The sequence below is a fragment of the Sphingomonas sp. GW821-FHT10F09 genome (genome assembly GCF_058809195.1).
Map to the genome: position 1 here is coordinate 1,422,700 of NZ_JBXASI010000001.1, position 13,127 is coordinate 1,435,826.

Sequence of the window (13,127 nt, forward strand, 5' to 3'; positions counted from 1 at the left end):
GCGATGCTGACCGAGATCAACTTCGACGGGATCGTCGGGCCGAGCCATAATTATGCCGGTCTGTCGGCGGGCAATCTGGCGGCGACCGCGCATGCCGGCCTGGTGTCGCAGCCGCGCGCTGCGGCGCTGCAGGGTCTGGACAAGATGCGCGCCAATCTGGCGCTCGGGCTGGTGCAGGGCATCCTATTGCCGCACCGCCGGCCCGACCATCGCTGGCTGGCGGCGCTCGCCACGACACATGCCGGGGCGTCGCCGCTGTTGCAGGCGCAGGCGATGTCGGCCTCGGCGATGTGGGCGGCGAATGCCGCGACCGTCTCGCCCGCGCCGGATACCGCGGACGGGCGCTGCCATCTGTCGGTCGCCAATCTGATGACGATGCCGCACCGCAGCCACGAATGGCCGGAGACGCTCGCGCAATTGCGCACCGCCTTCGCCGACGACGCCTTCGCGGTCCATGGCCCGGTGCCCGCGCCGTTCGGCGACGAGGGGGCGGCCAACCATATGCGGCTCGCCGCCTCGCACGATGCCGCGGGGGTGGAGGTGTTCGTCTATACCCTCCCCGGCGGGCCGTTTCCCGCCCGCCAGCATCCCCAGGCCAGCGCGGCGATCGCCCGCGCCCATCGGCTCGATCCGGCCCGCACCCTGTTCGTCGAGCAATCCGCGGACGCCATCGCCGCGGGGGCGTTCCACAACGACGTCGTCGCGGTCGCCAACGAACGCGTGCTGTTCGCGCATGAACAGGCCTTTGCCGACAAGGCAGGATTTTACGACGACCTCACCCGGCTGCTGCCCGAGGTCGAGATCGTCGAGGTGCCGGCGAGCGCAGTCAGCCTCGCCGATGCCATCGCCTCCTATCTGTTCAACGCGCAACTGGTGTCGACCGCGGCCGGACCGACGCTGATCGTTCCCACCGAAGCGCGCGCCAACGCCGCGGTCTGGGGCTGGCTGCAACGGCACCTTGCCGGCAACGGGCCGATACGCCGGGTCGAAACGGTCGACGTCACCCAGTCGATGGCGAACGGCGGCGGCCCCGCCTGCCTGCGTCTGCGCGTCGTCGCCGACCCCGCGACGATCGATCCGCGCTTTCTCGTCGACGCGGCACGGCTCGATGCGATCGGCGCGGTGGTGCGGCAATGGTGGCCCGAGACGATCGATCCGGCCGAGCTCGGCGATCCGGCGCTGGTCCGGGCCATCGAGACGGCGCATGCCCGGCTGCTCGACGCGCTCGACCTGTCGGATTACCTGACGATTAACCACGTCCGCTAACCCGCAAACGACGGTTTTCCGCCATTGGTCCGCGGCTTGCTTAACCGTTTGGCATGTGGACCCGGATCAAGCGCCTCTTCACCATCAAGACCAAGTTCGAGGCCTTCCTCATCATCTACGGCCTCGGCCTCGGCGCGGTGGAACGCGGCGTGCATTATCTGCAGCAATATCCCGGCGTCGGCGGCTGGCTGCTGTTCGCCTGCTGCCCGGTCGCGGTGTTCATGGTCGGCGGCGTCCTGCTCGACGCGGTAGAGCGGCGGCAGGAAGACTAGAAGCGCCCCCAAGGATAAGTTCGTCGCATCCCCCGTCGGGGCCCTTATCTGCAACGTCATGACCGGGCTTACCCATTTGCAGCGGCTCGAGGCCGAGAGCATTCACATTCTGCGCGAAGTCGTCGCCGAGGCGGAACGCCCGGTGATGCTCTATTCCGTCGGCAAGGATTCGGCGGTGATGCTGCACCTTGCCAAGAAGGCTTTCTTTCCGGCCAGACCGCCCTTCCCGCTGCTCCATGTCGATACGACGTGGAAATTCCGCGCGATGTACGACCTGCGCGACAAGGCGGCGGCGGATGCCGGGATGGACCTGATCGTCCACAAGAATCCGGACGCGGTGGCCGCGGGCATCAACCCGTTCGACCATGGTGGCCGCCATACCGACCTGTGGAAGACCGAGGGGTTGAAGCAGGCGCTGAAGGCGGGCGGCTATGACGTCGCCTTCGGCGGTGCCCGCCGCGACGAAGAGAAGAGCCGGGCGAAGGAGCGCATCTTCTCGTTCCGCTCGGCAAGTCAGAGCTGGGACCCCAAGGCGCAGCGCCCTGAATTGTGGAATCTCTACAACGCCCGCATCCACCGCGGCGAGAGCATCCGCGTCTTTCCCATCTCCAACTGGACCGAACTCGACATCTGGCAATATATCCTTGCCGAGGGGATCGAGATCGTCCCGCTCTATTTCGCCGCGCCGCGGCCGACGGTCGAGCGCGACGGCATGCTGCTGATGGTCGACGACGACCGCTTCCGCCTTCATCCGGGCGAGGTGCCGGTCGAACGCTCGATCCGCTTCCGCACGCTCGGCTGCTATCCGCTCACCGGCGCGGTCGAGAGCGAGGCGGCGACGCTACCCGCGATCATCCAGGAGATGCTGCTGACCACCACCAGCGAGCGGCAGGGCCGTGCGATCGATCACGATCAGGCGGCGAGCATGGAGAAGAAGAAGCGCGAGGGGTATTTCTGATGACCGCCTATACCCCCGATGCGCTGATCGCCGAGGACATCCACGCCTATCTCGACACGCATGCGCACAAGACGATGCTGCGCTTCATCACCTGCGGGTCGGTGGACGACGGCAAGTCGACGCTGATCGGCCGCCTGCTGTACGACTCCAAGACGATCTTCGAGGACCAGCTCGCTGCGCTGGAGGCCGACAGCCGCCGCGTCGGGACGCAGGGGCAGAATATCGACTTTGCCCTGCTGGTCGACGGCCTTGCCGCCGAACGCGAACAGGGCATCACGATCGACGTCGCCTATCGCTTCTTTGCGACCGACCGGCGCAAGTTCATCGTCGCCGACACCCCCGGCCACGAACAATATACCCGCAACATGATTACCGGCGCCTCGACCGCCGACTGCGCGGTGATCCTGATCGACGCACGCAAGGGCGTGCTGACGCAGACGCGGCGCCATTCGTTTCTCGCGCACCTGATCGGCATCCGCCAGATCGTGCTGGCGGTAAACAAGATGGATCTGGTCGGCCACGACCAGGCAAAGTTCGATGCGATCGTCGCCGATTATGCCGAGTTCGCCGCCAGCATCGGTATCGCCGCCTTCACCGCCATCCCGCTATCGGGCCTGAGCGGCGCGAACGTCACGACGCGGTCGGACGCGATGCCCTGGTATGACGGTCCGGCGCTGCTGCCGCATCTGGAGACGATCCCGGTCGATACCGATCGCGCCGCGGCGGGGCCGTTCCGGCTGCCGGTGCAATGGGTCAACCGGCCCGACCTCGATTTCCGCGGCTTCGCCGGCACGATCGCCGGTGGGCAGGTTAGCGTCGGCGATACGGTGCGTATCGTCCCGTCGGGCAAGACGACGACGGTCGCGCGGATCGTCACGCTGGACGGCGACCGCGACGGCGCCGTGGCGGGCGAGGCGGTGACATTGGTGCTTGCCGACGAGGTCGATTGTTCGCGCGGCGATGTGATCGCGGCCGCCGATGCCCCGCCCGAAGCCGCCAATCAGTTCGAGGCGACGATCGTCTGGCTCGCCGACACGGCGCTGGTGCCGGGCCGCGGCTATTGGCTGAAGCTCGGCACGCGCACGGTCGGCGCGACCGTGCAGCCGCCAAGCCATGTCGTCGACGTCAACACGCAGGCGCATTTGTCCGCCAAGACATTGGCGCTCAACGACATCGGCGTGGCGGAGGTCTATACCGACGCGCCGCTCGTGTTCGCGCCTTATGCCGACAGCCACGAACTCGGCGGCTTCATCCTGATCGACCGCGAAACCAACGCCACCGTCGCGGCGGGCATGATCCACCACGCGCTGCGGCGCGCGCAGAACGTCCACTGGCAGTCGGTCGACATCACGCGCGAGGCGCATGCGCGGCAGAAGGGCCAGTCGCCCCGCCTGCTCTGGTTCACGGGTCTGTCGGGCTCGGGCAAGTCGACGATTGCCAATCTGGTCGAAAAGAAGCTGCATGCGCTCGGCCGCCACAGCTTCCTGCTCGATGGCGACAATGTGCGTCACGGCCTCAACCGGGACCTGGGCTTCAGCGACGCCGACCGGATCGAGAATATCCGCCGCGTCGGCGAGGTCGCGCGGCTGATGACCGATGCCGGGTTGATCGTGCTGACCGCCTTCATCTCGCCGTTCCGTGCCGAGCGCGACATGGTCCGCGGCCTGATGCCCGCGGGCGAATTCGTCGAGATCTTCGTCGATACGCCGATCGAGGCGGCGGAGGCGCGCGACGTGAAGGGCCTGTATGCCAAGGCACGGGCCGGCCAGATCGCGCATTTCACCGGCATCTCCAGTCCGTACGAAGCGCCCGAGCGTCCCGAGATCCGCATCGACACGCGTTCCGAAACCGCCGAAGCTGCGGCGGAACGGATCGTCGAGCATGTGCTCGGCGTATGGAGTTTCGAACTGTGACCGCCCTTGAGCAGAGCGACGTCGATCTGGCGCGTGGCGTCGCACAGGAAGCCGGTGCGCTGCTGCTCGCGATCCGCGACCGCGGCACCGAACAGGGCAAGGCACTGGGCGACGCCGGCGACCGCGAGGCGAACGCGCTGATCCTCGACCGCCTGCGCGCCGCCCGGCCGGACGATTTCATCCTGTCCGAGGAATCGATCGACGACACCGCTCGCTGCGCGGCACAACGGGTCTGGATCGTCGATCCGCTCGACGGCACGCGCGACTATGCCGAGGGGCTGGACGACTGGGCGGTCCACATCGGGCTGGCGATCGACGGCCGGCCGGCGGTGGGCGCGGTCGCGGTGCCGACGACGGGGCGGATCTACACGACGGCCGATGCCGCCTGCGGTGCGCGCGCCTGCGCGATGCCGCCGCGGATGGTGGTCAGCCGCACCCGCGCGACCGACATGGTCGAGCGCGTCGGCGTGGCGCTGGCGACGACGCGGGTCGGCATGGGATCGGCGGGGGTCAAGGCGATGGCGGTGGTCGACGGCCGCGCCGACATCTACCTCCACGACGGCGGCCAGTATGAATGGGACAATTGCGCGCCGGCCGCGGTGGCGCTCGCCGCCGGCCTTCACGCCTCGCGGATCGACGGCAGCCCGCTCGTCTACAATTGCGCCAACCCGCTGCTGCCCGACCTGCTGATCTGCCGCCCGGAACTGGCGGAACAGGTCCTCGCCGCGATCGCCGCTACGCGATAGCCTCGCCCTCGGCGACGCTCGCCGCATCGGCGTAACGGCGGGCGATCACCGCACAGGCGATCAGCTGGATCTGGTGGAACAGCATCACCGGCAACAGCACCGCGCCGACTTGCGCTGCCGGGAACAGCACGCCCGCCATCGGCACGCCCGAGGCGAGGCTCTTCTTCGACCCGCAGAACAGCAGCACGATCGCATCCTCGCGGGTGAAGCCGAGCGCGCGCCCGGCAAACCACGTCACCGCCAGCACGATGCCGAGCAACAGGATGCAGACGATCGCGATCAGCGCGAGGTCCAGCCCCGATACCCGTGTCCACAGGCCCTCGACCACCGCCGCACCGAAGGCGGTATAGACGACGAGCAGGATCGAACCGCGATCGACGAAGGTCAGCAAGGTCTTCTGCCGCGCCACGAAACCGCCGATCCACGGCCGCAGCAGATGTCCTGCGACGAACGGCACCAGCAGTTGCAGCACGATCGATTCGACCGCCGACAGCGAGATGCCGCCCCCCTGCCCGCCGATACCGTGCATCAGCAGCGCGACGAGGGCGGGGGTGAGGATGATACCGATGAGGTTCGAGAAGGATGCGCTGCACACGGCGGCGGCGACGTTGCCGCGGGCGATGGCGGTAAAGGCGATCGAGGATTGCACCGTCGACGGCAGCAGCGTCAGAAACAGCAGCCCCGACGCGACCGGCCCGGCCAGCCCCGGCATGTTGGAAAAGGCGATGCCGAGCAGCGGAAAGACGATGAAGGTCGTGGCGAACACCGCCGCATGCAGCCGCCAGTTGCGCGCCCCCTCCCAAATCGCCGCGCGCGACAGCTTGGCGCCGTGGAGAAAGAACAGCAGCACGATGCCGATGTCGGCGGCATAGCCGGCGATGACCGCCCATTGCCCGCGCGCCGGCAACAGGCTGGCGAGCAGCACCGTGCCGAGCAGCATCAGGATGAAGGGTTCGAAGACGGAGAGGATGCGGCGGATCATGCCGACGGTCTAACGTGCCGGCCCGGCGATGCCACCCCGTCGCCCGTGCAAAAACCGTCGGACCGCTTGCGCGCCGCGTACGCCGGATACGAAAACCCCCGCCAAGCGAAAGGCTTGAAGCGGGGGAATTCCTGGTGCGCCCGGAACGATTCGAACGTCCGACCCTCAGATTCGTAGTCTGATGCTCTATCCAGCTGAGCTACGGGCGCACATCGGAGGCGCGCTGATAGCAGACGCTTGGGAAGGCGCAAGTGCGTTGCGTCATTTTCTTGGCTCCCATAGACGCATATTCATGAAAACCGCCGCGCCCCTCGCCCTCGTCGCCCTCTCGCTCGCCGGGTGCACGCGCGACACGACGGCCTATCCCTCGCTCGCCCCGCGCGCGGTCGAGCAACTGGGCTTCGCCGAACCCGAGGTGCCGATCGTCGAAGCCAAGCCCGATCCGGCGCTCGACGCACGGATCGTCGCGCTCGGCCGGTCGCTGGACGGCACGACCAGGGGATTCGCGGCCGATGCCGCCAAGGCGGAGGCGGCCGGTGCACGCGCGCGCGGCAAGCCGGTCGGCAGCGATGCATGGCTCGATGCGCAGACCGCGCTCGCGCAGCTCGACGACTGGCGGGCGCAGACCTCGTCGCTGCTGACCGACGCCGACCAGATCGCCAGCGACCGCGCCGCCCGGCTGCTGCCCGCCTATCCGTCGCTCGCCGCCCTGCACGACCGGATCGCCGCCGAGGCGCAGCGGCAAGGCACGACGATCGACCGGCTGCACGCCGCGCTTCCCGCCGCCTAGGGTTTCCACTTCAGCAGCGGCAGGATCGTCGAATAATCGTCGGTCCACGCCGTCAGCCCCGCCCGACGGGTCAGCGGCGCCCATTGCGGGTCACCTGCCGTCAAGGCCGCAAGCGTCGCCGGATCGCGCGATACCGCGATCCACTGGCTCGCGGAGGCGACCGCTGTATACTTCGGCGGCTGGTAATAGAGCTTCGCGGCATGCCACCCGCCATCCGCGGCAAGCGCCGCCACCACCGGCTCCAGATCGAGGAAGCGGTTGGAGATATGGACGAGCAGCAGCCCGCGCGGCTGCAGCACCCGCGCATAGGCCGCGAACGCCTCCCGCGTCATCAGGTGCATCGGGATCGCATCGGAGGAAAAGGCGTCAAGCGCCAGCAGATCGAGGCTCGCCGGTGCATCGCGCTCGATACTGAGGCGGGCGTCGCCGATCCGGATGACCGGATCGGGCAGGCAGTTCCTGAGATAGGTGAACTGGCCGGTGTCGCGCGCGATGCGGATCACCGCCGGGTCGATCTCGTAGAAGCGCCAGCGCTGCCCCGGCTGCGCATAACAGGCGAGCGTCCCCGTCCCCAGCCCGACGACGCCGACCCGGGCGCCGCGGCCGTACAGCCGGTCGAGCGCCCCCATCGCCTGTCCGATGCCCGACGGTGGCGCATAATAGGTGGTCGGCAGCCGTTCGAGCACCGGATTGCCGGTGAACTGGATACCGTGGACGGTGGTGCCATGATCGAGCTCACGCACGCCGGTACGGTCGCGAATGGTGTAGACGCCGAAATAGCTCCGCGTCCGCGCACCCGTCTCCAGCGACAGCTCGACCGCACGCCAGCCGCCGAAGATCACCAGCGTCACCGCGAGGATCAGCGCATAGGTCCAGCGCGCGCCGACCGAGACGATCCCGATCGCCGCGATGGCGATGAAGGTCAGCCCCTGATGACCGTCGCCGAACATTTCCGGCGGCCCCCGGAAGGTGAGCCCTGCGAACAGCAGCAGCACCGCGACGATCACGCCCTGCGCGATCCGCCGCCGCGACGGCGTCATCCACAGACGGCGTATACCGGCGGTCAGATAGACCTGCGGCACCAGCAGCCCGGCTGCGAAGATCAGGATCGGATATTCATAGGTCCAGTCGAACACCACCGGCGCGACCAGTCCGGCGAACACCCCGCCCAGCGCACCGCCGAACGCCATCGCCAGATAGAATCCGGTCAGCCGGTCGGGATCGGGCCGCAACCGGTACATCCGCGTGTGCAGGGCGACCGAGACCATGAAGAGCAGGATGAGCGCGATGCCGAGGTTGGCGAGCGGCATCTGGCTGACGCCGCCGATCATGATCCCGCCGAACAGCAGGATGGTGATCGGCGCGATCCGCGTCAGCAGGTCGGCGATCTCGCGATTGGCGGCGAAGGCGATGGTGAAGCTGAGCAGATACAGGCCGAGCGGCAGCACCCACAGCAGCGGCATCGCGACGATATCGGTGGTGATATAGGTCGACGTTGCCAGCATCAGCCCCGACGGCACCAGCGCGAGCACGATCCAGTGCAATACCCGGGCGCGCGTCGCCGGCACGCTGGTCGGCCGCGCGGTTTCGCCGGTCGCGGCGCGGGGCAGGCGGAGCGCACACAGCGCGACCAGCGCGATCAGCAGGACATAGCCGCCGGTCCACAGCCAGCTCTGCTGGCGCAGCGGCAGCAGCGGTTCGACCAGCAAGGGATAGGCGATCAGCCCGCCGAAACTGCCCAGGTTGGATGCGGCATAGAGCGCATAGGGGTCGCCGCCGCGGCTGGCGATGCTGAACCATCGTTGCACCAGCGGCGCCTGCGCGGACACCGCGAAGAACAGCGGCCCGATCGACGCGCCGAGCAGCCACGGAACCCACAGCGCCGGGGTCACCGCCGCCGGCCCGTCGCCGAGGGTGAGCCCGATCGGTAACCAGATCACGCCGAGCAGCAGCACGCCGAGATGCACCGCCGCCTGCACCCACGGCCGTATCCGCGCCAGCGCATGGGCATAGGCGTAACCGCCGAGCAGCAGCGTCTGGTAGACCAGCATCGCCGAATTCCACACCGCCGGCGCCCCGCCCAGCCGCGGCAACGCCATCCGCGCGACCATCGGCTGAACGAGGAACAGCAGGAACGATCCCGTCAGGATCGTGCCGACGAACGTGATCCGGTAGGCGCGGGTTGAAACCATCGCGCTCATCCGGCCCGGTCGATCGCATAGACGACGTGACGGCAGAGCGGATGACCGCTGGCGAATTGCGGGTGATCGAAATCAAGCTCCGGCCGCGGGGTCATGCCCAGCCGCAACATCAGGCCCCAGGACGGCGCGTTGCCGGGAACGGTCCAGGCGACGATCCGGGCACGATCCGTGTTGGCAAACCCCCAGGCGATGCTCGCCTCCGCCGCCTCGCGGGCATGGCCCTGCCCCCAGCAATCCGCTGCGAAACGCCAGCCGATCTCCAGCTCGTCACGCACCGGCGTGCCGGAATGACCGCCGATCCGCAGGCCGCAGAAGCCGATCAACCGGCTGTCGTCGCGGCGTTCGACCGCCCAGAAACAATGCCCCCGATCGGCCTGCATCGCCCGCTGGCGATCGACCATCGCATCGCTGTCCGCAGCGTCCTTCGGGCCGCCAAGCCACCGCGTCACTGCCGGATCACGATTGATTTCGGCGAACGGCGTGCGATCGGAGTCGCGCCACGGCCGCAGGGTCAGGCGCGCCGTCGCGATCATGCGTTAAGCAGCCGCGCCGCGTGCGCCGCATGATAGGTGAGCACGCCCGAACAGCCGGCGCGTTTGAACGCCATCAGCGTTTCGAGCACCAGCGCGTCGCGCTCGCCGGCGCCCGCTGCGACCGACGCCTCCAGCATCGCATACTCGCCGGACACCTGATAGGCGAACACCGGCACCGCGAATTGCTGCTTCACCCGCACGATGATGTCGAGATAGGGCAGCCCCGGCTTGACCATGACGCTGTCCGCGCCCTCGGCCAGATCGAGAGCGACCTCGCGCAACGCTTCCTCGGCGTTGGCGGCGTCCATCTGATAGGTCTTCTTGTCGCCCTTGAGCAGCCCGCGGCTGCCGACCGCGTCGCGGAACGGGCCGTAGAAACCACTGGCATACTTCGCCGCATAGCTCATGATCTGGACGTTATGCGCGCCCTCGCCTTCCAGCGCGGCGCGGATCATGCCGATGCGGCCGTCCATCATGTCGGACGGCGCGATCACGTCGGCACCCGCCCGCGCCTGGTTGACTGCCTGATGGATCAACAGGTCCGCGGTCGTGTCGTTAACGACATAGCCCGCCGCATCGACCAGACCGTCATGGCCATGGCTGGTATAGGGATCGAGCGCGACGTCGGTCAGCACGCCGACCTCCGGCACCGCATCCTTGATCGCGCGCGTCGCCCGGCACATCAGATTGTCGGGATTGAGCGCCTCGCGTCCGTCCTCGGTCTTGAGATGCGCCGGCGTGTACGGGAATAGCGCGATGCACGGGATGCCGAGGTCGCGCGCCTCCCTGGCCCGGGCGACGATCTGGTCGACCGACCAGCGCGATACGCCGGGCAGGCTGGCGATCGGTTGTTCGACGCCCTCGCCCTCGACGATGAACAGCGGCCAGATCAGGTCGGCCGGCGTCAGCACGGTTTCGGCATGCATCCGGCGGCTCCACGCGGAGGCACGGGTGCGGCGCAGGCGCAGCGCGGGATAGGCAGCGGTCATGACGTATCCACTTGTAGATGTGCGGCGGCTTTGAGGGATCGCAGCGCACTTGCCAAGCGTTGCGCAGGCGTAACCGATCGGAACCCCATGACCCAATTCACGTCTGCCGCTCTGATCGTCAACGCCAAGTCGCGCCGGGGACAGAAGCTGTTCAAGCGCGCCTGCGCGGCAATGAAGGGCCTGCCCTTCCCGGTCGATGCGCATGCGGTCGAGGATCCCGAGGATCTGGAACGGACGGTCAACGCCGCACTGGCGGAAAAGCCGCAGCTGGTGATCCTGGGCGGCGGCGACGGCACGGTCAGCGGTCTCGTCGACCTACTCGTCGGCAAGGGGGTCGTGCTGGGCGTCCTGCCGCTCGGCACCGCCAACAGCTTCGCACGGACGCTCGGCCTGCCGCTCGACGTCGAGGGCGCGGTCGAGGCGATCCGCACCGGCCGGCCCAAGCGCATCGACCTCGGCATGATCGACAAGGATTATTTCGCCAATTGCGCCGCGATGGGAATCAGCCCGCAGATCGCCGAGACGGTGCCGCACGGCCTCAAGAAGATACTGGGGCGGATCGGCTATCTCGGTTGGGCGACGTGGCAGTTTGCTCGCTTCAAGCCATTCATTCTCACCGTCGACGACGGCAATGCGGTGAAGACGATGCGCGTGGTCGAGGTGCGGATCAGCAACGGCCCGTATCACGGCGGCACCTGGCTGGTGGACGAGGCGAGCATCAATTCGGGTGAGATCGTCGTGCAGGCGGTGACCGGTCGCTACAAGAGGACGCTGGCGAAGAACTGGGCGGCAAGCTTCTTCGGCCACGATTCGCGGCATCAGGACACGGTCACCTTCGCAGGCAAGTCGCTCAAGATCGATACGCGGCCGTCGATGCCGATCTCGATCGACGGCGAGGTGCTGGCACATACCCCGGTCACGGCGACGGTCGCTGCCGGGGTGATCGAGGTGATGGTCCCGGCCTGACAGGACGCGTCCTCTCCCGGCAGGAGGTCGATGACGACCGCGCTCAGCCGCTCGGCTGCAACCGCCCGCCCGGCTCCGCCACCGTATGGCTGTGTTCGTGCGCCTCCTCGGCATCGGGCGCGACGACCAGATTGCCGCGCCGCCAGTTGCCGTAGCGATAATAGAGCCCGGCCATCGCCAGATTGACCACCGATCCGACCGGGAAGCTCCACCACAGCGCATCCACCCCCAGCCAGCCGCGCGCACCGAGCGCGAAGCCGATGCGGACCGGATACATCGAGATGAACAGGAACAGCAGCGGCGCCAGCACCGCGCCGTTCGCTCGGACGGTGGAGAAGAGCACCATCGTCACCCCGAAGACGACGAAGTTCCAGCTCGCGATCAGCTGGATATGGCGCGCGATCGGCAGCGCCGGGCTGGTATCGGGGACGAACAGCGTCATCACCTGCCGATCGAACAGGATAACCATCGCGACCATCACGCCGGTCAGCGCGATATTGTAGAGCACGCCGAAGAGGGTGATGCTGGCGACGCGATCCCAGCGGTTTGCGCCGATATTCTGCGCCGCCATCGCGCTGACCGCGGCGCCGATCGCCAGCGCCGGCATCTGGATATAGGTCCACAATTGCTGAGACACCGCATAGGCCGCCGCGGTATCGACACCCTGCCGGTTGACCAGCCCGACCATCGTCAGCCCCGCCGACGACATCACCAGCATCTGCGCGCCCATCGGCAGGCCCTTGCGGACGATCGTGCCCGCAAGTTCGCGTCCCGGCCGGATCCAGCCAAGCTCGTGACCGCGCAGGCGGATCGGCAGGTCCCTCGCATAGAGATAGGCGACGAGGCCGGCGAGCGCGAGGTGGTTGGCGATCAGCGTCGCCCAGGCCGAGCCGGCGATGCCGAGCCGCGGGAACGGCCCGATCCCGGCGATCAGCAATGGGTTGAGACCGCTGTCAAGCAACACGCTCAGCGCCATGAACCACAAGGGCGTCAGCGAATCGCCGGTGCCGCGCAACCCCATCATGACGAGCACGAGCAGCATCGAGGCGGGCAGGCCGAGGAAGATGACCTGAAGATACGCCTCAGCCAGCGCCATCGCATCGCCGGGCGTGGCGAGCAGGCGCAGGATCTCCGCCGAAAACAGCCAGCCGAGGATCGCGATCCCGACCGATCCCGCCAGCACCAGCCCGATCGCGGCGCCGAACGCGCGGCGCCCGCCCTCGACATCGCGGCGGCCGAAGCTCTGCCCGACAAGGATGGTCGCGGCCATGCCGAAGCCGAACACCGCGCCGAACATCAGGAACATGATGATGTTGGCGTTCGACGTCGCCGCCAGCGCGCCCTCGCCGAGGAAGCGCCCGACCCAGATCGCGTTGATCGAGCCGTTGAGCGACTGGAGGATGTTCGACCCCAGCGTCGGCAGCGCAAAGGCCAGCAAGGTGCCGCCGATCGCACCGGAGGTCAGGTCGCGCTGCGGTTTCGGCACGTCGGCATCCTATCGGTCAGAGCGC

Annotated in this window: 12 protein-coding genes and 1 tRNA gene; 7 read left to right on the plus strand and 6 right to left on the minus strand. The window is 67.9% G+C overall.

What is annotated here, in order from left to right; all coding sequences use genetic code 11:
• Window positions 1-3 precede the first annotated feature (3 nt).
• Genes AC1RTO_RS06690 through AC1RTO_RS06710 form a run of 5 tightly spaced genes read left to right on the plus strand, consistent with a single transcriptional unit; the run spans window position 4 to window position 5,155 of the window.
• Complete coding sequence (locus tag AC1RTO_RS06690) at window positions 4-1,266, plus strand: N-succinylarginine dihydrolase (RefSeq protein WP_493160351.1); 1,263 nt, start codon at window positions 4-6, stop codon at window positions 1,264-1,266.
• Window positions 1,267-1,319: 53 nt separating this feature from the next.
• Window positions 1,320-1,538 carry a hypothetical protein gene (locus tag AC1RTO_RS06695; RefSeq protein WP_293875439.1) on the plus strand — a complete coding sequence of 73 codons (219 nt, stop codon included), beginning with the start codon at window positions 1,320-1,322 and terminating at the stop codon, window positions 1,536-1,538.
• Between the two features lie 58 nt (window positions 1,539-1,596).
• Window positions 1,597-2,496, plus strand: a complete 900-nt coding sequence (cysD, locus tag AC1RTO_RS06700) for a sulfate adenylyltransferase subunit CysD (protein ID WP_293875441.1) — start codon at window positions 1,597-1,599, stop codon at window positions 2,494-2,496.
• The gene (gene cysN / locus AC1RTO_RS06705) at window positions 2,496-4,409 is read left to right on the plus strand and encodes a sulfate adenylyltransferase subunit CysN (protein ID WP_493160063.1); all 1,914 of its coding nucleotides are present in this window, start codon (window positions 2,496-2,498) and stop codon (window positions 4,407-4,409) included. The genes cysD and cysN overlap by 1 nt, the downstream gene beginning before the upstream one ends.
• Window positions 4,391-5,155 (plus strand): 3'(2'),5'-bisphosphate nucleotidase CysQ, encoded by a 765-nt coding sequence (locus AC1RTO_RS06710; protein WP_493160064.1) that lies wholly within the window; start codon window positions 4,391-4,393, stop codon window positions 5,153-5,155. Before cysN ends, AC1RTO_RS06710 begins: the two co-directional genes overlap by 19 nt.
• On the opposite strand, the gene AC1RTO_RS06715 is transcribed toward AC1RTO_RS06710, so the two are convergent.
• Both AC1RTO_RS06715 and AC1RTO_RS06720 read right to left on the minus strand, forming a co-directional pair.
• Window positions 5,145-6,137, minus strand: coding sequence for a bile acid:sodium symporter family protein (locus AC1RTO_RS06715; RefSeq protein ID WP_493160065.1), 993 nt, complete (start codon window positions 6,135-6,137; stop codon window positions 5,145-5,147). The two genes, AC1RTO_RS06710 and AC1RTO_RS06715, sit on opposite strands and share 11 nt — an antisense overlap.
• A 132-nt stretch (window positions 6,138-6,269) precedes the next feature.
• Window positions 6,270-6,346, minus strand: a tRNA-Arg gene (locus AC1RTO_RS06720).
• Between the two features lie 83 nt (window positions 6,347-6,429).
• On the opposite strand from AC1RTO_RS06720, the gene AC1RTO_RS06725 reads away from it, so the two are divergent.
• Entirely contained in the window at window positions 6,430-6,927 is a 498-nt protein-coding gene (locus AC1RTO_RS06725; protein ID WP_493160066.1) for a hypothetical protein, read from the plus strand.
• On the opposite strand, the gene AC1RTO_RS06730 is transcribed toward AC1RTO_RS06725, so the two are convergent.
• From AC1RTO_RS06730 to hemB, 3 genes are read right to left on the minus strand one after another with little or no spacing between them, the layout of a single operon-like run.
• Window positions 6,924-9,128 carry a hypothetical protein gene (locus AC1RTO_RS06730; protein WP_493160067.1) on the minus strand — a complete coding sequence of 735 codons (2,205 nt, stop codon included), beginning with the start codon at window positions 9,126-9,128 and terminating at the stop codon, window positions 6,924-6,926. The genes AC1RTO_RS06725 and AC1RTO_RS06730 overlap by 4 nt on opposite strands.
• On the minus strand, window positions 9,125-9,661 hold the full coding sequence (locus tag AC1RTO_RS06735) for a GNAT family N-acetyltransferase (protein WP_493160068.1): 537 nt from the start codon (window positions 9,659-9,661) through the stop codon (window positions 9,125-9,127). Before AC1RTO_RS06735 ends, AC1RTO_RS06730 begins: the two co-directional genes overlap by 4 nt.
• Entirely contained in the window at window positions 9,658-10,650 is a 993-nt protein-coding gene (gene hemB, locus AC1RTO_RS06740; RefSeq protein WP_493160069.1) for a porphobilinogen synthase, read from the minus strand. Before hemB ends, AC1RTO_RS06735 begins: the two co-directional genes overlap by 4 nt.
• 87 nt (window positions 10,651-10,737) lie before the next feature.
• Here hemB and AC1RTO_RS06745 point away from each other — a divergent pair, with 87 nt between their 5' ends.
• Complete coding sequence (locus tag AC1RTO_RS06745) at window positions 10,738-11,616, plus strand: diacylglycerol/lipid kinase family protein (RefSeq protein ID WP_493160070.1); 879 nt, start codon at window positions 10,738-10,740, stop codon at window positions 11,614-11,616.
• 43 nt (window positions 11,617-11,659) lie between these two features.
• Here AC1RTO_RS06745 and AC1RTO_RS06750 read toward each other — a convergent pair whose 3' ends face one another.
• The gene (locus AC1RTO_RS06750) at window positions 11,660-13,102 is read right to left on the minus strand and encodes an MATE family efflux transporter (RefSeq protein WP_493160071.1); all 1,443 of its coding nucleotides are present in this window, start codon (window positions 13,100-13,102) and stop codon (window positions 11,660-11,662) included.
• Between the last annotated feature and the right edge of the window lie 25 nt (window positions 13,103-13,127).

Bases quoted from the DNA above. Each gene is read 5' to 3' on its own strand.
- AC1RTO_RS06690 (WP_493160351.1), top strand. From the start codon at position 4: ATGCTGACCGAGATCAACTTCGACGGGATCGTCGGGCCGAGCCATAAT.
- cysN (WP_493160063.1), top strand. From the start codon at position 2,496: ATGACCGCCTATACCCCCGATGCGCTGATCGCCGAGGACATCCACGCC.
- AC1RTO_RS06695 (WP_293875439.1), top strand. From the start codon at position 1,320: ATGTGGACCCGGATCAAGCGCCTCTTCACCATCAAGACCAAGTTCGAG.
- hemB (WP_493160069.1), bottom strand. From the start codon at position 10,650: ATGACCGCTGCCTATCCCGCGCTGCGCCTGCGCCGCACCCGTGCCTCC.
- AC1RTO_RS06730 (WP_493160067.1), bottom strand. From the start codon at position 9,128: ATGAGCGCGATGGTTTCAACCCGCGCCTACCGGATCACGTTCGTCGGC.
- AC1RTO_RS06735 (WP_493160068.1), bottom strand. From the start codon at position 9,661: ATGATCGCGACGGCGCGCCTGACCCTGCGGCCGTGGCGCGACTCCGAT.
- AC1RTO_RS06725 (WP_493160066.1), top strand. From the start codon at position 6,430: ATGAAAACCGCCGCGCCCCTCGCCCTCGTCGCCCTCTCGCTCGCCGGG.
- AC1RTO_RS06715 (WP_493160065.1), bottom strand. From the start codon at position 6,137: ATGATCCGCCGCATCCTCTCCGTCTTCGAACCCTTCATCCTGATGCTG.
- AC1RTO_RS06745 (WP_493160070.1), top strand. From the start codon at position 10,738: ATGACCCAATTCACGTCTGCCGCTCTGATCGTCAACGCCAAGTCGCGC.
- cysD (WP_293875441.1), top strand. From the start codon at position 1,597: ATGACCGGGCTTACCCATTTGCAGCGGCTCGAGGCCGAGAGCATTCAC.
- AC1RTO_RS06710 (WP_493160064.1), top strand. From the start codon at position 4,391: ATGGAGTTTCGAACTGTGACCGCCCTTGAGCAGAGCGACGTCGATCTG.